The sequence below is a fragment of the Streptomyces sp. NPDC111628 genome (assembly GCF_055635195.1).
The window spans coordinates 1,022,458-1,039,467 of sequence record NZ_JBVKBZ010000002.1 but is presented as its reverse complement, the minus strand read 5'-3'; the positions used below and the strand labels follow the sequence as shown (position 1 = coordinate 1,039,467).

At 73.4% G+C, this 17,010-nt stretch carries 18 protein-coding genes; 11 read left to right on the top strand and 7 right to left on the bottom strand.

What is annotated here, in order from left to right:
- Positions 1–19 precede the first annotated feature (19 nt).
- The 8 genes from ACZ7MF_RS12390 (at position 20) to ACZ7MF_RS12355 (ending at position 9,103) form a co-directional block, all read left to right on the top strand.
- Positions 20–412 carry an STAS domain-containing protein gene (locus ACZ7MF_RS12390; RefSeq protein WP_471476295.1) on the top strand — a complete coding sequence of 131 codons (393 nt, stop codon included), beginning with the start codon at positions 20–22 and terminating at the stop codon, positions 410–412.
- Between the two features lie 160 nt (positions 413–572).
- The gene (locus ACZ7MF_RS12385) at positions 573–1,472 is read left to right on the top strand and encodes an STAS domain-containing protein (RefSeq protein ID WP_471476293.1); all 900 of its coding nucleotides are present in this window, start codon (positions 573–575) and stop codon (positions 1,470–1,472) included.
- Positions 1,469–1,900, top strand: coding sequence for an STAS domain-containing protein (locus ACZ7MF_RS12380; protein ID WP_361014712.1), 432 nt, complete (start codon positions 1,469–1,471; stop codon positions 1,898–1,900). Before ACZ7MF_RS12385 ends, ACZ7MF_RS12380 begins: the two co-directional genes overlap by 4 nt.
- Positions 1,900–2,340 (top strand): anti-sigma regulatory factor, encoded by a 441-nt coding sequence (locus ACZ7MF_RS12375; protein ID WP_356864568.1) that lies wholly within the window; start codon positions 1,900–1,902, stop codon positions 2,338–2,340. Before ACZ7MF_RS12380 ends, ACZ7MF_RS12375 begins: the two co-directional genes overlap by 1 nt.
- A complete protein-coding gene (locus tag ACZ7MF_RS12370) occupies positions 2,340–3,401 on the top strand; it encodes an ATP-binding SpoIIE family protein phosphatase (protein ID WP_471476290.1) in 1,062 nt (353 codons plus the stop codon). The genes ACZ7MF_RS12375 and ACZ7MF_RS12370 overlap by 1 nt, the downstream gene beginning before the upstream one ends.
- Complete coding sequence (locus ACZ7MF_RS12365) at positions 3,398–5,137, top strand: PP2C family protein-serine/threonine phosphatase (RefSeq protein WP_471476288.1); 1,740 nt, start codon at positions 3,398–3,400, stop codon at positions 5,135–5,137. The genes ACZ7MF_RS12370 and ACZ7MF_RS12365 overlap by 4 nt, the downstream gene beginning before the upstream one ends.
- 208 nt (positions 5,138–5,345) lie before the next feature.
- Positions 5,346–6,722, top strand: coding sequence for an NAD(P)/FAD-dependent oxidoreductase (locus ACZ7MF_RS12360; RefSeq protein WP_356864571.1), 1,377 nt, complete (start codon positions 5,346–5,348; stop codon positions 6,720–6,722).
- A 134-nt stretch (positions 6,723–6,856) separates the two neighbouring features.
- Complete coding sequence (locus ACZ7MF_RS12355) at positions 6,857–9,103, top strand: FUSC family protein (protein ID WP_471476286.1); 2,247 nt, start codon at positions 6,857–6,859, stop codon at positions 9,101–9,103.
- Positions 9,104–9,126: 23 nt separating this feature from the next.
- Here ACZ7MF_RS12355 and ACZ7MF_RS12350 read toward each other — a convergent pair whose 3' ends face one another.
- The 5 genes from ACZ7MF_RS12350 to ACZ7MF_RS12330 form a co-directional block, all read right to left on the bottom strand.
- Positions 9,127–9,561: a hypothetical protein gene (locus tag ACZ7MF_RS12350; RefSeq protein ID WP_087811174.1), complete on the bottom strand. Its 435-nt coding sequence runs from the start codon at positions 9,559–9,561 to the stop codon at positions 9,127–9,129.
- A 28-nt stretch (positions 9,562–9,589) separates the two neighbouring features.
- The gene (locus ACZ7MF_RS12345) at positions 9,590–10,432 is read right to left on the bottom strand and encodes a DUF1206 domain-containing protein (RefSeq protein ID WP_471476284.1); all 843 of its coding nucleotides are present in this window, start codon (positions 10,430–10,432) and stop codon (positions 9,590–9,592) included.
- A gap of 63 nt (positions 10,433–10,495) precedes the next feature.
- On the bottom strand, positions 10,496–10,747 hold the full coding sequence (locus ACZ7MF_RS12340; RefSeq protein ID WP_471476282.1) for a DUF5133 domain-containing protein: 252 nt from the start codon (positions 10,745–10,747) through the stop codon (positions 10,496–10,498).
- A 55-nt stretch (positions 10,748–10,802) separates the two neighbouring features.
- Positions 10,803–11,675: a SigB/SigF/SigG family RNA polymerase sigma factor gene (locus ACZ7MF_RS12335; protein WP_471476280.1), complete on the bottom strand. Its 873-nt coding sequence runs from the start codon at positions 11,673–11,675 to the stop codon at positions 10,803–10,805.
- 184 nt (positions 11,676–11,859) lie between these two features.
- The gene (locus ACZ7MF_RS12330; RefSeq protein ID WP_471476278.1) at positions 11,860–12,318 is read right to left on the bottom strand and encodes an ATP-binding protein; all 459 of its coding nucleotides are present in this window, start codon (positions 12,316–12,318) and stop codon (positions 11,860–11,862) included.
- Positions 12,319–12,473: 155 nt separating this feature from the next.
- On the opposite strand from ACZ7MF_RS12330, the gene ACZ7MF_RS12325 reads away from it, so the two are divergent.
- From ACZ7MF_RS12325 to ACZ7MF_RS12315, 3 genes are all read left to right on the top strand, one after another.
- Positions 12,474–12,707 (top strand): hypothetical protein, encoded by a 234-nt coding sequence (locus ACZ7MF_RS12325; RefSeq protein ID WP_471476276.1) that lies wholly within the window; start codon positions 12,474–12,476, stop codon positions 12,705–12,707.
- A 29-nt stretch (positions 12,708–12,736) separates the two neighbouring features.
- The gene (locus ACZ7MF_RS12320) at positions 12,737–14,215 is read left to right on the top strand and encodes an aminotransferase class I/II-fold pyridoxal phosphate-dependent enzyme (protein ID WP_471476274.1); all 1,479 of its coding nucleotides are present in this window, start codon (positions 12,737–12,739) and stop codon (positions 14,213–14,215) included.
- Between the two features lie 294 nt (positions 14,216–14,509).
- A complete protein-coding gene (locus tag ACZ7MF_RS12315) occupies positions 14,510–14,965 on the top strand; it encodes a cyclic nucleotide-binding domain-containing protein (protein WP_356864579.1) in 456 nt (151 codons plus the stop codon).
- Positions 14,966–14,972: 7 nt separating this feature from the next.
- On the opposite strand, the gene ACZ7MF_RS12310 is transcribed toward ACZ7MF_RS12315, so the two are convergent.
- Together ACZ7MF_RS12310 and ACZ7MF_RS12305 are read right to left on the bottom strand one after the other, a co-directional pair.
- A complete protein-coding gene (locus ACZ7MF_RS12310) occupies positions 14,973–16,283 on the bottom strand; it encodes an MFS transporter (protein WP_471476272.1) in 1,311 nt (436 codons plus the stop codon).
- A 106-nt stretch (positions 16,284–16,389) separates the two neighbouring features.
- The gene (locus ACZ7MF_RS12305; RefSeq protein WP_356864581.1) at positions 16,390–17,004 is read right to left on the bottom strand and encodes a LysE/ArgO family amino acid transporter; all 615 of its coding nucleotides are present in this window, start codon (positions 17,002–17,004) and stop codon (positions 16,390–16,392) included.
- Positions 17,005–17,010: the final 6 nt, after the last annotated feature.

Sequence of the window (17,010 nt, the reverse complement as noted above, 5' to 3'; positions counted from 1 at the left end):
CGCGTTGTTGGAGGTACACGTGCCCATAGCCCAGAACCCGTTGTCCGTCGAGGTGACGCTGCCCCGGGAGGATGTCGCGCTGCTCAAGGTTGAGGGTTACCTGGACGTCGACACAGCGACCGAGTTCCAGCACCATCTGGCCAACCAGCTCCACCACGGCCGCAGGCACTTCCTGCTGGATCTGTCGGCGGTCCCGTTCATGGACTCGTCCGGCATGAACATCATCCTGCGGGTCTACCAGGAGGCCCGCGAGCTGCCGGGCAGCGTGCACATCATCTCGCCGGCCCCGGCGGTGCTGCGCGTCCTGGACCTGACGGGGGTGAGCATCACGGTGCCGGTCTCGCAGAGCCTCGACGAGGCCCTCGCCCGGGTGGACGCCCGGCCGGAGGGTCCGCAGATACCCGACGCCTGAGCCGCCGCACGCTCGCGTCCCGCCCCGTACCGGTCGTGCGGAAGCAGGTCACGCGCCAGGTCGGCGGGTGGTTAGAGTTGTCGACCGGCTGGGTCACGCCGCCGGTACACCGTCCCGGTCGGGGTGGGGTGCGGCGCAACGCGGATGAGGAGTGGGACAGGTGCCGGAGCAGGCGGAGGGAACGGCGGGAGCGCCGACGCGCGAGGTCAGGGACTTTCTGCGGCGCCACCGTGAGCAGATCGCCCAGCGATGGGCGGACGAGCCCTTGTTCCGGGCGGTGTTCACCGTCTCGCGCGACGAGGCGGTCGAGGCGGGCAAGGCCGTCGTGGACGCGCTGGCCCAAGTCGCGGACGCGGCGCGGGTCGAGGACCCGGACGCCGCCGGATTCACGACGGTGCGCGAGCAGTTGGCCCGGATGGGCGCGGCCCGCTCGCGCGCCGGGCTGAGCACCGCGCAGGTGTCGAGCGAGCTGGCCGCGCTGCGTCCGCCCGTCGAGAACCTGCTGGTGGCCGCCCTGCCCGAGCAGTCCCCCGCGGAACACGTCCGTGACTGTGTCACCGCGCTGAACGTACTGATGGGCACCCTGCGGGTCGTGGTGATGCAGACGGCGCTCAGCGAGGGGCAGGCGCTCATCGACCGCCAGCGGCTGCAGCTGCTGGAGGTGGCCACGCCGGTCATCAAGCTGTGGGACGGCATCGTGGCCGTGCCGCTGATCGGCACGCTGGACAGCGCGCGCAGCCAGGTGGTGATGGAGACCCTGCTGGAGTCCATCGTGGAGCAGCAGGCGCGCTACGCGATCCTGGACATCACCGGCGTGCCGACCGTCGACTCGCTGGTGGCGCAGCACCTGATGAAGACGGTCGCGGCGGCCCGGCTCATGGGCGCCGAGTGCATCGTCTCCGGCATCCGGCCCGCGATCGCGCAGACCATGGTCCACCTCGGTCTGGATCTGGGCACGGTGGTCACCCGGGCGAGCCTCGCCGACGCGCTGGGGTACGTGCTGCACCAGCTCGGGGTGGGCATCGTGACGCCCGACGCGAACGGTGCGGTCGCACGGTGAGCCAGGCGTTTCCCGGGCCCCACGGGGCTCCGGTGACAGGGCATGTACCGGTGCTCCGGCTCGGTGAGGTCCTGCTGGTCACCCTTCAGGGGGACCTGCACGACAGCACGGCGCAGCAGCTCCAGGAGGATCTCGCCGAGACCATCGTGCGCAGCGGCGCCACCGGCGTGATCATCGACGTCTCCGGCGTGGAGATCGTCGACTCCTTCCTCGGCCGGGTCCTGGCCGAGATCGCCGGGCAGACCGGTCTGCTGGCGGCGCGGACCGTGCTGGTCGGGATGCGGCCCGCGGTGGCCATCACCCTGGTGGAGCTGGGGCTGACGCTGCCGGGCGTGCACACCGCGCTCAGTACCGAGGTGGCCCTGGAGCTCCTCAGGCAGCAGGCCCCGTCGTCCCGCTTCGGCGGCCTGCGCCAGGAGAGTCAGTGATGCACACCGCCGCGGGCTCCCAGGCCCGCCTGCCGATCCGTTCGGACATGGATCTGGTATGGGTGCGACAGCATGTGCGCCAGGCCGCAGCCCAGCTCGGCTTCGGCCTGGTGGACCAGACCAAGCTGGTCACGGCGGCCAGTGAGCTGGCCCGCAACACGCTCGTGTACGGCGGTGGCGGCACCATGGAGACGGAGTCGCTCGCGGAGGGGACCACGCACGGGCTGCGGCTGACCTTCAGCGACGAGGGTCCCGGCATCCCGGACGTGGAGCAGGCGCTCAGCGACGGGTTCACGTCCGGCGACGGCCTCGGCATGGGGCTGGGCGGCGCGCGGCGCCTGGTGCACGAGTTCGCGATCGAGAGCGCCCCGGGCTGCGGAACGACCGTGCGGGTGGCGTCCTGGGTGGGCCGGCCGCCACGCCCACGTGAGGAGTCCTGATGCCCCGCGTGTGGGACGTCCCGGTGCACGACTCGACCCGGGTGCGGGACGCCCGGGTGGCCGCCGAGCACGCGGCGGCCGTGGCCGGTCTCGACGAGCAGCGGACGTCGGCGGCGGCGCTGGTGGCGACCGAGCTGTCCACCAACCTGCTCAAGCACGCCGGGGGCGGCCGGGTCGTCGTCGACGTGGTCGCGCCTCCCGCCCTCGCGGCCGACGGGGAGCCGAGGCCGCGGGTGCAGGTCGCGACGCTCGACCACGGCCCGGGGATCGCCGACGTGTCCGCCGCGCTGCGCGACGGTTTCACCACCACGGGCTCCCTCGGCGCGGGCCTCGGCACCTGCGCACGCGTCGCCGACGACTTCGACCTGCACAGCGTCCCCGGCCGGGGCACGGTGGTGGTCGCCCGGATCGGCGTGTCCGAGGCCCGCGCCGCCGGTCCCGGTCCGGCGGAGCGGTTGCGGGCCGGCGCGGTGAACGTACCGTTCGGCGGTGCGGAGTACTCGGGCGACGCCTGGGCCTGGGTGCGGGACGGCGACCTCGTCACACTGATGCTGGCCGACGGTCTGGGCCACGGCCCCGAGGCCGCCCGTGCCTCGACCGCAGCCGTGGAGGCACTGCGCGCCTCGGCCCACCTGCCGCCCGGCGAGGCGGTGCGGCGACTGGACCGGGCGCTGTCCGGCACCCGCGGCGCCGCCGTCGCGGTGGCCCAGGTCGACACCCGGGCCTCGGTGCTCCGGTTCACCGGCGTCGGCAACATCGGGGCGCGGCTGTGCGAGGGCGGTACCTGGCGGCACCTGGTGTCGCGGCCCGGCATCGTCGGCACCCACCGGCCCAGCACGCTGCGCGAGGAGGAGACGGCCTGGGCGGACGACCGGGTACTGGTCCTGCACAGCGACGGTCTGCCGAGCCGGTGGTCGCCGACGTCCGACACCTGCCGCACCACGACCGACCCGGCGGTGACCGCCGCCGTCACGATCCGTGACGCCAGCAGCTCGGCGCGGCCCGTGCGGGACGACACCGCCGTCGCCGTGCTGGCCCCGACCCCGCCGGATGGCCCATGACCCGTACCTGGCAGATCAGCGACGTCACCGACGCGGCGGCGGCACGCATCGCCGCCGCACGTCTGGCGACGGCCTTCGGTGTGCCGCCCGTGGAACGGGCGCGGCTGACGGCCTCCCTCGGCGCACAGCTGCGGCTGTGCCTGACCAAGGGCGGCACCTGGCGGCTCGCGCTGGAGACGGGCACCGTCTCCCGCGCCGCTCCGGAGACCGCGGAGCGCGTGCTGCACGCCGTGGTGACGCCCTCGCCCGAGGCCGCTGCCGCCGGTCAGCTGCCGTGGCGGGTGACGGTGCCGTGTCCCGAGGAGACGGCGGACGTCGGCACCGACGCCGGTGCCGTGGCGGACGACCCGGCGCAGCTGGCTCAGGCCCTCCTGGGTGCCGACGAGGACACGGCGCTGGTGCTGGAGCGGCTCACCGAGCAGGAGGGTCTGGTCGACTTCCACTGGGAGGAGCTCCAGCAGACCAACCAGGGCGTGGTGGCGCTGCACGCCGAACTGGACGCCGCCGGGCGGGCCCAGCGCGAGGCGTTCGCCGCCGAGCGCAAGGCGCGTACGGAGGCGGAGCACGCCCGGCGCAGACTGACGTTCCTCGCGGACGCGAGCGCGGTGCTGACCGCGTCGCTCGACCATCACGAGATCGTGCGCAGGCTGCCGGAGCTGCTGGTGCCGGAGTACGCGGCCGGTGTGGACATCTGGCTGTTCGACCAGGACGGCGACCGGCCGGGCCCCGCTCACGCGGCCGCCGCGGTGGTCGCCGCCCGCACGGGTCGCCCGCAGTACGCCGCCGCGCACCCCGGCGGGCTGCCCGGCGTCGACGACCAGCCGCCCTCGGCGCTGGCCCCGGACCGGCCGCTGCTGTGCATTCCGCTGCCGACGCGGCAGGCGCCGCTGGGCGTGGTGACCCTGTCCCCGCCCGGGGACCGCTGGGACCCGGACGACGCCGTGATGCTGGTGGAGCTGACCCGGCGGGCCAGCATCGCGATCGACCACGCCCAGCGCTACCAGCACAACCGCGACATCGCCGAGACGCTTCAGCGGGCCCTGCTGACGGAGCTGCCGGCCCCGCCCGGCCTCGCCCTGGCCGCGCGCTATCTGCCGGCCACCCACGGGCTGAACATCGGCGGCGACTGGTACGACGCCTTCCGGCAGCCCGACGGCGGTGTCATCGCCGTGGTCGGGGACGTCACCGGGCACGGGCTGCGGGCGGCCGTGATGATGAGCCAGCTGCGCACCGCCCTGCGGGCGTACGCGGTCGACGGGGGCAGCCCCGGGCAGCTGCTGACCCGGCTGCACACCTTCCTGCACCATCTGCAGCCCGACCTGTTCGCCACCGCGGTCATCGCCCGCTTCCACCCCGACGACCCGACGGTGACGTGGGCGGCCGCCGGTCATCCGCCGCCGGTGCTGCGTACCCCGGACGGAGGGGTTCGCACCCTGGACGCCAAACCCGGTGCGATGCTCGGCATTCCGATGCGCCAGGAGATCGCGGACCACACGGTGCCGATGGCGCCCGGTTCGACGCTCGCGCTGTACACGGACGGTCTGGTGGAGCGCCGCGCCCGCGGCATAGACCCGGGCATCGCGCGGCTGGCGGACGCGCTCGGGTCGTTCGGTCCGGCGGAGCTGGACACGGACCTGGAGGGCTCGGCCGACGGGATCCTGCGTCCGATGCTCAGCGACTCCGAACGGGACGACGACGTGTGTCTGCTGCTGTGTCACCTGCGCGGTACGGGCTGATCCCCGGGAAAAGTTCCAAACGGTTCGCTCCCGCCCGGTGCGCTGCGGGCCCGGGCGGGGCATGGTGGTGATCAGGACGTGTCGCCTGCCTGCCGCACCCGGCTGGCCGAAGCGGTGCGGGCGCGGTGGCATGGACGAGGTGCGAAGCGGCGATCCACGGGCAGGCGAATGGCGTTCGCGGCAGACCGCCCCGGAGCCGCAGAAAGGGATGAACACCGTGACACGACCCAGGATCCTGGTGGTCGGCGCAGGTTTCGCCGGCGTGGAGTGCGTCCGTCGTCTGGAGCGGCGGCTCTCGCCCGACGAGGCCGACGTCACCCTGGTGACGCCGTTCTCCTACCAGCTCTATCTGCCGCTGCTGCCGCACGTCGCCGCCGGGGTGCTCACCCCCCAGTCGATCGCGCTCTCGCTGCGCCGCAGCAGCCGCTACCGGACCCGCATCATTCCGGGCGGCGCGATCGGGGTGGACCTCGAGGCGAAGGTCTGCGTGGTGCGCACCATCACCGACCGGATCGTCAACGAGCCCTACGACTACATCGTGCTGGCGCCCGGCAGCATCACCCGCACCTTCGACATCCCGGGGCTCACCGACAACGCGTTCGGCATGAAGACCCTGGCGGAGGCCGCGTACATCCGCGACCACGTCATCTCCCAGCTGGACCTCGCCGACGCCAGCCAGGACCCCGTGGAGCGGGCCTCCCGGCTGCAGTTCGTGGTGGTGGGCGGCGGTTACGCGGGCACCGAGACCGCGGCGTGCCTGCAGCGGCTGACGCACGCGGCCGTCAAGCGCTACAACCGGCTGGACCCGGCCCTGATCAAGTGGCACCTGATCGACATCGCGCCGAAGCTGATGCCGGAGCTGGGCGAGAAGCTCGGCCGCGACGCGCAGCAGATCCTGACGCGGCGCGGCATCGACATCTCCCTGGGCGTGTCCATCGCCAAGGCGGCGCCCGAGGAGGTCACCTTCACGGACGGCCGGGTGGTGCCCACCCGCACGCTGATCTGGACGGCCGGCGTGGTGGCGAGCCCGCTGATCGCCACGCTGGGCGCGGAGACGGTCAAGGGGCGGCTCGCGGTCACCGCCGAGATGTGCCTGCCGAACCACGACGGGGTGTTCGCGCTGGGCGACTCCGCGGCCGTGCCCGACCTCGCCAAGGGCCAGGAGGGTGCCGTCTGCCCGCCGACCGCCCAGCACGCGATGCGGCAGGGACGGCACGTCGCCGAGAACCTCATCGCCACCCTGCGCAACCAGCCGATGCGGCCGTACGTCCACAAGGACCTGGGCCTCGTCGTCGACCTCGGCGGCACCGACGCGGTCTCCAAGCCGCTCGGGGTCGAGCTGACGGGACTGCCCGCGCAGGCGGTGGCCCGCGGCTACCACTGGTCGGCGCTGCGCACGGGCGTGGCCAAGGCCCGGGTGGCGGCCAACTGGGCGCTCAACGCGGTCGCCGGCGACGATTTCGTCCGCACCGGTTTCCAGGCCCGCAAGCCCGCCAAGCTGAGGGACTTCGAGTACACCGACGCGTATCTGACACCGGAACAGGTGCGGGAGCGGGTCGCGGAGGCGGACCGGGCGAAGCCGTGACCCCCGCCCGCCCCCACCTCCCGTGACGGACCGGGGCATGACATGCTGAGAAGTGGATCTCGGCGTGAACCGGCCGGGACATGGCTGGAACCGGCTGTCAGGGCCGGCTGTGAATCGGGAGAGTGTACGGCGGCGTGAAGGCAGCGGGACGCTCGGCGCGGACACGGCTGCGCGACCGCGTCGCCGCGTCCGACCCGGGTCTGTTGCGGCTGACGGCGGGTTTGCGGACGGTGGGCGCCATCGCGCTGACGCTGGGCGTGCTCGCCGTGTTCGGCGTGGACGTCAAGCATCTGGTCGCGGGCGCCATGGCGGCGATGGTCGCGACCTTCTCCATCCGGGAGAAGGAACCGGGCCCGCAGGCCCTCACGCTGGCGCTGGGCCTGCCCGTCGCCCTGGCCTCGGTCTCGCTGAGCACGCTGCTCACCTCCCTGGTCGTGGTCGGCGACGCCTTCTTCGTCGTCCTGATCTTCTGCGCGGTCTTCGTCCGCCGGTTCGGCGACCGGGGCACCGCGCTCGGGCTGATCGGCTTCCAGGTCTACTTCGTGTCGCTGTTCGTCGGCGGGAAGGTGTCCGGGCTGCCGGGGCTGTGGGCCGCCGTCGCCGTGGCGTTCGCGTCCAGCGCGGTGGTGCGCTTCGGGGTGGTCCCGGCGACACCCGCGCGCATCCTGGGTCTGCTGCGGCAGGCCTTCCGGGCCCGGCTGGCCCAGCTGATCGCCACGCAGATCGAGTTGCTGGACGCCGGTCCCGACGACATCGACAAGACGCTGGAGCGCCTGCGCGAGGGCACCGCGCGCCTGCACGAGACGGCCCTGATGATCCAGTCCCGGCTGGACGAGGGCACGCCCGACGCGTCCACGGCGCGCCTGGTGCAGCGGCGCGTCGCGGACGCCGAGATCGCCGCCGAGCGCCTCGGTCTGCTGCTGCTGACCGCGCGCAGCGCCGAGCGGGCCGACACCCTCACGCTGCATCTGCCGGGCGCGCCCGCTCCCGCGGTGGGCCACTCGCCCGCACCCGGCGAGGCCACGGAGCTGCTGCGCCGGGATCTCACGGCGCTGCGCACCCTGGTGCTGCGGCCGCCCGCGGAGGCGCGCGGCACGGCCCTGTCCCACCTGCGCAACCGGCTGCTCGGCTACCGCGACGAGGAGAACCTGCCCGAGGCGACCGCGGCCGTCCAGGACGTGTTCCGCGGCATCGGAGAGACGGCGCGCGCGGTCATGGGCCTCAGGATCGCGCTGGACGGGCCGCAGGACGAGTCCGACGACTCACCGGCCACCGCCCGTTCCCGGGAGGAGCTGGACGCCGAGGACGCGGCCATCGACGCCGGTGAGGAGGCGGCCGAGGAGGAGGAGCAGACCGGGTGGCGGCGGCCCACCACGCGCGCCGCGGTGCAGGTGGCCGTGGGGTCCTCGCTGGCCATCGTCGGCGGCGAGTTCCTGTCCTCGCAGCGCTGGTACTGGGCGGTGCTGACCTGCTGGATCGTCTTCATCAACACCGCTTCGACCGGCGAGATCCTGGTCAAGGGCTACCGCCGGCTGCTCGGCACCGTGCTGGGCGTGGTGGCGGGCATCGTGCTGGCCGGTCTGGTCGGCAACCACACCTGGACCGCGTTCGGGCTGGTGCTGGTGCTGATCTTCGCGATGTTCTACACGGCGCCGCTGTCCTACACGCTGATGTCGTTCTTCGTCACCGCGATGCTCGGGCTGCTGTACACGCTGCTGCACACCTACAGCCTGTCGGTGCTGCTGCTGCGGGTGGAGGAGACGGCGCTCGGCGCGGCCTGCGGGATCGTGGCCGCGGCGCTGGTGCTGCCGATACGCACCGACCGGCGGACCAACGACCTCCTCGGCACGGTGCTGGAGCGGCTCACCGACGTCACGGAGGGCGCCGTCGACCAGCTCAGCGGCGGACCCGCGGCGGATCTGCTGGACACCGCGCGGGAGCTGGACCAGGCGCTGGGCGACCTGCGGGCCGCCACCCAGCCGCTGACCCATCCGATCACACCGCTGCGGGCCCGGCGGGACACCGCCCAGTACGTGGTGGCGCTGCTGGAGACCTGTGCCTATCACGCGCGGTCGCTGGCGGCGACGGCCGAGCTGCTGCCCACCCATCCGTCGATCGCGGCCGACCCGCGGCTGCGCGGCGCGGTGCGGCGCACGGTGCGCAACATCGAGGCGATCGCCGCCCACGTCGCGGACGAGAACGCCGGGACGCAGGTGGAGACCGGGCCGAGCATCGCCTCGCTGCTGGAACCGGACGCCGCCGGAGTGCCGCGGTACGGCCGCATCACGGGCCGGGTACTGCGGCACCTGGAGCGGCTGGACGAGGCGGTGGTCGGCCTCGCCCGGCCGCTGGGCGTGTCCGTCAGGGCGCCGCAGCGCTGACGGCCCCGCCCGGGTGATGAGGGTCAGAAGTCGCTGGGCAGACCGCTCGCCTCGGCGATGCCGCGCAGCTCCTCGTTCTGCTGGTGGCGTTCCTTGAGGTAGTCGGCGATCTCACCGAGTCGTTCGGGGTCGGAGGCGGTGGCCGCGTCGGTGACGACCCGTACCGGGCCGGTCTCGTCGGTGCTGATCTCGACGACCTCGTTGTCGAGACGTCCGGTGACGGCGGTGGCGATGACCAGTGCGGCCTCGTCCCTGATCTCCTGGGGCAGCGCCTCGGTGCTGTCCCCGTCCAGCGAGAAGTCGATGGTCGGCATCTGCTGCTCGTCGATCGCCTGGAGGACCGGTTCCACCACGCTGAGCAGCAGCTGGTAGTCGTCGCTGGCCATGCGCACGCGCAGCAGGTCGAGGTAGACGTCCACGGGACGTCCGTCCGGCGGAGGAATCTCGTGTTCGTTCATTCGCCCCGTGTTCCCCGTGCCGGGAGGCTCAGACCCTCCGGCGGCGGGCGAGGACGAACGAGAAGACGCCGAACAGCACCAGCCCCGCGGCCACCAGGGCCAGCAGCCAGGGCCCGAGCGGGGTGCCGGCGAAGGAACGGAGGGTGTCGTCCAGTCCCTTCGCCCGGTCGGGTTCGTAGGCGACGGCGGCCCGTACGGCGAAGGCGCCCGCCGCGGCGAACACGATGCCGCGGGCCGTCCCGCCGCCGACGCCGGTGACGTCGACCAGCAGCCGGGCTCGGGGGTTCAGTCCGCCGAGTTTCATCTTCTTGCGATAGGTGCGGCGCAGCGCCTGTACGCCGATCACCACCCCGGCGACGACGATCGCGACACCCGCGGCGCCCACGAGCCACCGGCCGGCGGGCATCTCCATCACCCTGGCCGTGACGTCCCGGGACTGCCGGTCGCTGGAGCCGCCGCCGCCCGCGCCGGCCGCGAAGGACAGGACGGAGTAGGCGACGAACGCGTAGAAGACGCAGCGGGCCGCGGCGGGCAGGCGCTTCTTCGCCTTGTGTCCGTCCTTGCCGGTGACTCCGAAGGCCGCCTCGGACAGCCTCCACAGGGCCATTCCGACGAGTCCGGCGCCCAGCGCCCACAGCAGCACCGCGCCGAAGGGCCGGTCCGACAGCTCGGCGAGGGCGCCGCCTCGGTCCGCCTGCCGGTTCCCGCCGCCGAAGGCGATCTGCAGGGCCAGGATGCCGACCAGCAGGTAGATGACCCCGCGAGCGGCCAGTCCCGCCCGGGCGGCCCCCTCGGCCGCCGATCCGTTCGCCGCCCGCCGGGCGCGGCCTCGCCCGGTACGGGCCAGGTCGCCCGCGACGCCTGCGTTCATGTGGACCTTCCCTCCCCGGCTCCGCACGCGGTGGTGCCGTCGTGCGCCCGCCCGTTTCCCGTCTCAGTCCGCCACGCCCACGGGTGCGGGTGCGGCGCCGGGCCCGGGCTCCGGCGCCGAGGCGTCCGCGAGGTGGCGCCGGGCGGTCTCCAGGGCCCGCCGTACGTCACGCGTGCCGGTCGACACGCACAGCGTGTAGGCCAGGTCCCGGGTCCGCGGGCCCGGCTCGCCCGTCGCGTCGGCGGGCTCGTGCACCGCGGCGGCCTCGTACTCCGCGAGGAGTCTGCTCAGCACCGCGGGGTGTGGCATCAGCATGCGTCCCGTCCCCTCCTTGTGTCCCCTGTGTCCTCCGTGTCCTCCGTGTCACCCATCAGGTCCGCGCCGGGTGGCCGGGGCGGACCGTGCGCTGCCCCATCGCCTCGTCGCGGACGCGGGCGCAGCTGCGGCTGATGAGCCGCGAGACGTGCATCTGCGAGATGCCCAGGCAGTCGGCGATCCGGCTCTGCGTCATGTCCTCGAAGAAACGCATGTAGAGGATGGCGCGCTCCCTTTCGGGTAGCCTGCGCAGGCCCTCCTTGGCGGACTCGCGGTCGATCACCGTGTCGTACGAGGCGTCGGCGGCGCCCAGGGTGTCCGCGAGGCTGTAACCGTCGTCGCCCGCCGACAGTTCGGCGTCCAGCGAGAGGGTGCTGAAGCTCTCCAGCGCCTCCATCCCGGCGCCGACCTCGTCCTCGCTCAGCCCGGTGTGGGCGGCGAGGGCGGCCACCGAGGGTTCGGGACTGCCCGGGCTCTGGGCGAGTTCCCGGCGGGCGACGCGCACCTTGTTGCGCAGTTCCTGGACCCGGCGGGGCACCCTCAGGGCCCACATCCGGTCGCGGAAGTGGCGCTTGACCTCGCCGGTGATGGTGGGCACGGCGTAGCTCTCGAAGGCCCCCCGCTCAGGGTCGAAGCGGTCGATGGCCTTGACCAGGCCGAGCGCCGCGACCTGGCGGAGGTCCTCGATGGACTCCCCGCGGTCCCGGAACCGGCCGGCGATGCGGTGGGCCATGGGCAGCCAGGCCGTGACGAGTTCGTCGCGGACGGCGTCGCGTTCGGGTCCGTCCGCCAGCCCCGCCAGCCGGCCGAAGAGGACCATGGTGTCGGGGGCGTCGTCGTGGCGGCGGCGTGCGGAGGCGGTGGAGGGGTGGGCGGGCTGGGTGGGCTGGGGGGTACCGGGACGGATGGTGGGCGTTTCTATGAGCATGCGGATCCGCTCCTGAACGGTGGTCTCAGGGACTTTCCGCGGGAACGGCGCTGTCCGGGTCGTCCCCGGCACAGCCGGGGCACCGAAGCAGCCCTACCGCTCCCGCTGCTGCGCCTCCGGTCCGAAGCACGAATTTGCGACTGCCCCCGGCCCGGTGGAACAAACTCCGCTTTTCGAAAAGTCATCAGGACAGCGGAACGACCACCGTGATGCACTTGCCGCCCGAGGGAAGATCTGCCACCCGCACCTCGCGGGCCAGCATGCAGACGATCGGCCAGCCCCGGCCGCCGAGGCGTCGACGGCCCCGGTCGTCCGTGGCCGGCACCGCCACCGGCAGGTCGTGGCTGCGGTCGCACACCGAGAGGCGCACGCCCGGTCGCACGCCCGGTCCCACGACGTCGACCTGGAAGTCGGTGATGCCGCCGCCGTGCAGGATGGCGTTGGTGGTCAGCTCCGAGGCGACGAGCACGGCGTCCGACAGGGCCCCCGCGTCGCACGACGCGCGGCCGCCGGCGCCCCGGCACTCGGTGACGGCGCGTTCGACCGCCGCGCGCGCGTCGGCGGGCCGGCACGGCCGGTACCGGCGGCCGGTGTTCCTGCCGTGCTGCTCGACGACGGGTTGAATCGTGTCCCTGTCACGCATCGGTCAGCTCCCTGGTCGGTCGGACGGTCCGGTTCGGCCCTGCGCTCGGCGTGCGGCCCGTCACCTTCGGCTGACCTCTGCCGGTGGGGGCAAACCTCCGGTCGTCCGTGCGGCCCAAGGGCCATCCGGGCGCCCTGCGGGGGTACGCGGAGTGCATGACAGATGTTGTGGACGCGGACGAACTACTGCGCCGGATGCACCGCGCGAGGACCTGCGCGCTGGAGGAGGGGCGGAGCTGGCGGGCACGCAGCGAGGCGCTGCGGTCGACCGACCCGGAGGGCTCCCGGGAGGCCGCCGTACGGACGGTGGCGTACGAGGCGGTGCTGCGAGTGCTGGACGAGGTGCTGACGCCGGGCCGGAACGCGGAGTGGCGGTCCCCGGCGGATTGACGCGGCGCCGGACGGGAAACCGGGTCGGCATGACAGTCGACCACCGCCGAGCACCGGTCCTGGAAGCCCTCGTCGAATACCGCCGTGCGGGACGGCTGTCGTTCACGCCGCCCGGGCACAAGCAGGCGCGCGGGGCGGACCCCGCGGTGCGCGAGGTGCTGGGTGACGCCGTGTTCCACGGGGACGTGCTGGCGACCGCCGGCCTCGACGACCGGCTCACCCGGGGACGGGTGCTCCAGCGCGCCCAGGAGCTGATGGCGGACGCCGTCCACGCCGATCACACGTTCTTCTCGACGTGCGGGAGTTCCCTGTCGGTGAAGGCGGCGATGCTGGCGGTGGCGGGGCCGCACGAGAAGCTGCTGATCGGCCGCGACGCCCACAAGTCGGTGGTCTCGGGTCTGATCCTGTCCGGCATCGAGCCGGTGTGGGTCGAACCGCTCTGGGACGCGGAACGGCATCTGGCCCATCCGCCGTCCGCCGAGTCGTTCGAGGAGGCGTTCGTGGCACATCCCGACGCCAAGGGTGCCCTGGTCACCAGCCCGACGCCGTACGGTGCGAGCGCGGATCTGCGGGCCGTCGCCGAGGTCTGCCACCGGCGCTCGCTGCCGCTGATCGTCGACGAGGCGTGGGGGGCGCATCTGCCCTTCCACCCGGATCTGCCGTCCTGGGCGATGGACGCGGGCGCCGACATCTGCGTGACCAGCATCCACAAGATGGGCAGCGGTCTCGAACAGGGCTCGGTGTTCCACCTGCGCGGCGACCTGGTGCCGCCCAAGCTGCTCGGCATGCGCGCCGACCTGCTGAGCACCACCAGCCCGTCGGTGCTGATCTTCGCCGGTCTCGACGGCTGGCGCCGCCAGATGGCGCTCGGCGGGCAGGAGCTGATGAGCGGCGCGCTGGAGCTGGCGGCCGGAGTCCGGGCGGCCGTCGAGGAGATCGACGGCATGCACGTCAACGACCGTGAGGACTTCTGCGGTCCGGGGCTGGCCCACGGTTTCGATCCGCTGCCGGTCGTCATCGACCTCGACGGGCTCGGCGTCTCGGGCTTCCGGGCGGCGGACTGGCTGCGGGAGCACCGCGGTGTGATCGCCCACCTCACCGACCACCGCCGCATCGGCGCGCAGATCACCCACGGCGACGACCGGGGGACCGCCGACGAGCTGCTCACCGCCCTCAAGGACCTCGCCCGGGCCGCCCCGGGCCTGAAGTCCGCTCCGCGCGTCGAGGTGCCGTCGCCGGCCGGGCTGCGGATGCCTCAGGTGTGCATGCCCCGGGACGCCTTCTTCGGCCCCACCGAGGACGTGCCCCTGGACCGGGCCGCCGGCCGGGTCGCGGCGGAGATGATCACTCCGTATCCGCCCGGCATTCCGGCCGTGCTGCCGGGCGAGCGGCTGGCCGAGCCGGTGCTGCGCTATCTGCGCAGCGGCCTGGAGGCGGGGATGTACCTCCCCGACCCGACCGATCCGGCACTGGAGAGGGTCAGGGTCGTCGCGGAGCACCGCGAGTGAAACGGGTCACGTGTCCCCGTGTCGGTTTCGCGGAACGCCCAGAGATGGTTTAGCGTTCATCCATACGTGGCGACGGAGTCGATCGAAATGTCCTCCGCGGTCACCGCTTACGGCCCTGGCCGGCCTCCCCCGTCCGGCCAGGGCTTTTTCACGCCCTCGCACCCCCGTCCCCGGTTCCGGCACGGAATCCGTACGGGATCCCGCCGTCCGCCGAGGTGCTCAGCGCGGCGACAGAGACTGAAATGGGCATAGGGAAAGCCCCGGAACCGAATCGCCGGCGAGGAGCCCCGTGCCATGACCAAAGCGATCAAACTGCTGAACGCTCTCCCCCTCCCCCAGCGCGCGCGGCTGATGGAGCTGGCCCAGGAGGTCTCCTTCCCGGAGGACGACCGGATCTTCGAGGCGGGAGGCCGGGCGGACCGCTTCTGGGTCATCCGCTCCGGCGCGGTCTCCCTGACCCAGCAGGTGACGTCCGTGCAGCGGGTCACGGTCGCCAGTCTCGGCGTGGGCGACCTGCTCGGCTGGTCCTGGCTGTTCCCGCCCTACGAGTGGGACTTCGGCGCCGAGGCGTTCAGCCCGGTGCGCGCCTACGAGTTCGAAGCGGCCGCGGTGCTCGACCTGTGCGAGCGGGACCCGCAGCTGGGCATCGTGCTGGTGCGGTCGGTCGCGGAGATCCTCGCGCACCGGCTGGAGTCCACCAGGGGCCGGCTCATGGAGCACTACGCCCTGCACGGGCGCGGTTCCCTGTGAGCCGCCGTCAGACGCGGTAGCGGCGCAGCGCGGGCATCGCGACGGCCAGGGCCAGCATCACGGCCACGACGAGCAGACCGCCGCCGGCCACGGCCTGCCGGGCGCCGAGGGCGGAGCCCGCACCGCCGTGCAGGACGTCGGCCAGCCGCGGGCCGCCCGCCACGACGACGGTGAACACGCCCTGCATCCGCCCGCGCATCTCGTCGGTGGCGGCGGACAGCAGGATCGCCCCGCGGAACACCATGGAGACCATGTCGGCGACACCGGCCACGACCAGGAAGGCGACCGCGAGCCACAGACTGCCGCTGAGCCCGAAGCCGGTGATGGCGGCCCCCCAGACCACGACCGCGCCGATCACCATCCAGCCGTGCCGGCGGGCCCGCGAGAAGGTGCCGGAGAACAGTCCGCCGGCCACCGCGCCGATGGGGATCGCCGCGAACAGCAGACCGAGCGCGAGCCCTTCGCCGTACGGGGCGTACGTCTCGGCGGCGAGCTGCGGGAACAGGGCGCGGGGCATGCCGAACACCATGGCGACGATGTCGGCCAGGAAGGACAGCAGCAGCACCTTGTGCCCGGCGATGTAGCGGAAGCCGGCCACCACCTCGCGCACGCCCGCGCGCCGGACCGCCGTGCCCGCGAGCGGCGGCAGCGCGGGGAGCTTGTAGACCGCCCACACGGTGACGCACAGGGCCAGCGCGTCGATCAGGTACAGCTCGGGCAGTCCGATCACCGGGATCAGCGCACCGGCGAGCAGCGGCCCGACCACCTGCCCGGTCTGCATGACGGTCGAGCCGAGGGCGTTGGCGGCGGGCAGCTCGTCCTCGGGCACCAGGCGGGCGATGGAGGCGTTGCGGGCCGGGGCGTTGAGGCCCCAGAAGGCCTGCTGCAGCGCGAGCAGCAGCATCAGCGCGGCCACCGACGCCATGCCGGTGACCGCCTGTACCCAGAAGAGCAGCGAGGTCACCGCGATGCCGGTGTTGGTGATCAGCAGCAGCTTGCGGCGGTCCATGGTGTCGGCCACCGCGCCGCCCCACAGGGCGAAGACGATGAGCGGCAGCAGCCCGGCGAGGCTCGCGGCGCCGACCCAGGCCGAGGAGCCGGTGATGTCGTAGATCTGCTTGGGCACGGCGACCGCGGTGAGCTGGCTGCCGACGGCCGTGACGATGGTCGAGGACCACAGCCTGCGGTAGGCCGGGCGGCGCAGGGGCCGGGTGTCCATGGCCCAGCGGCGCCATCCGCGCTGCCGCGTCCCGTCCGGCGCCGGGGCCTTCGCGTCCGGTTCGGTGCCGCTCTCGCTGCTGCTCTCGCTGGTGTCCACGCGCTTCCTACATGCTCGATACATCTTTCGATTGCGAGGATCACTATCGCAGCTTCGTTCGAGCTCGTCGGGGCGTGTGCGGCCGGATCCGGCCCGATCCGGCCGCTCAGGCCCCGGCGACGAGGGAGACACCGAGGACGATCATGGTGGCGGCCACCAGTCCGTCGAGGACCCGCCAGGCCGCCGGCCGGGACAGGAAGCGGCCGAGGTAGCGGGCGCCGAAGCCGAGCGCGGCGAACCAGACCAGGCTGGCGGCGGCGGCTCCTAGGCCGAAGGTCCAGCGCAGCGGCCCCCGGTCGGCGGCGACGGAGCCCAGCAGGAACACGGTGTCGAGGTAGACGTGCGGGTTGAGCCAGGTCAGCGCCAGGCAGGTGAGCACGGCCCGGCGGCGCGAGCCCGCGGCGTCGCCGTCCGCCCGCAGCGCGCCGGACGGCCGGAACACCCGCCGGGCGGCCAGGGCCCCGTAGCAGAGCAGGAAGGCACCGCCGATCCAGCCGACGGCGGTCAGCGCGCCCGGCCAGGCCACCACCACGGCGCCGACCCCGCCGACGCCCAGGGCGATGAGCACGGCGTCGGACAGCGCGCAGATGCCGACCACGGCGAGCACCGCGTCCCGGCGGGCCCCCTGGCGCAGGACGAAGGCGTTCTGGGCGCCGATGGCGACGATGAGCGAGAGGCCGGTGCCGAAACCGGCGGCGGCCGCCGTGAGCGCGTTGTTCATGCCCTC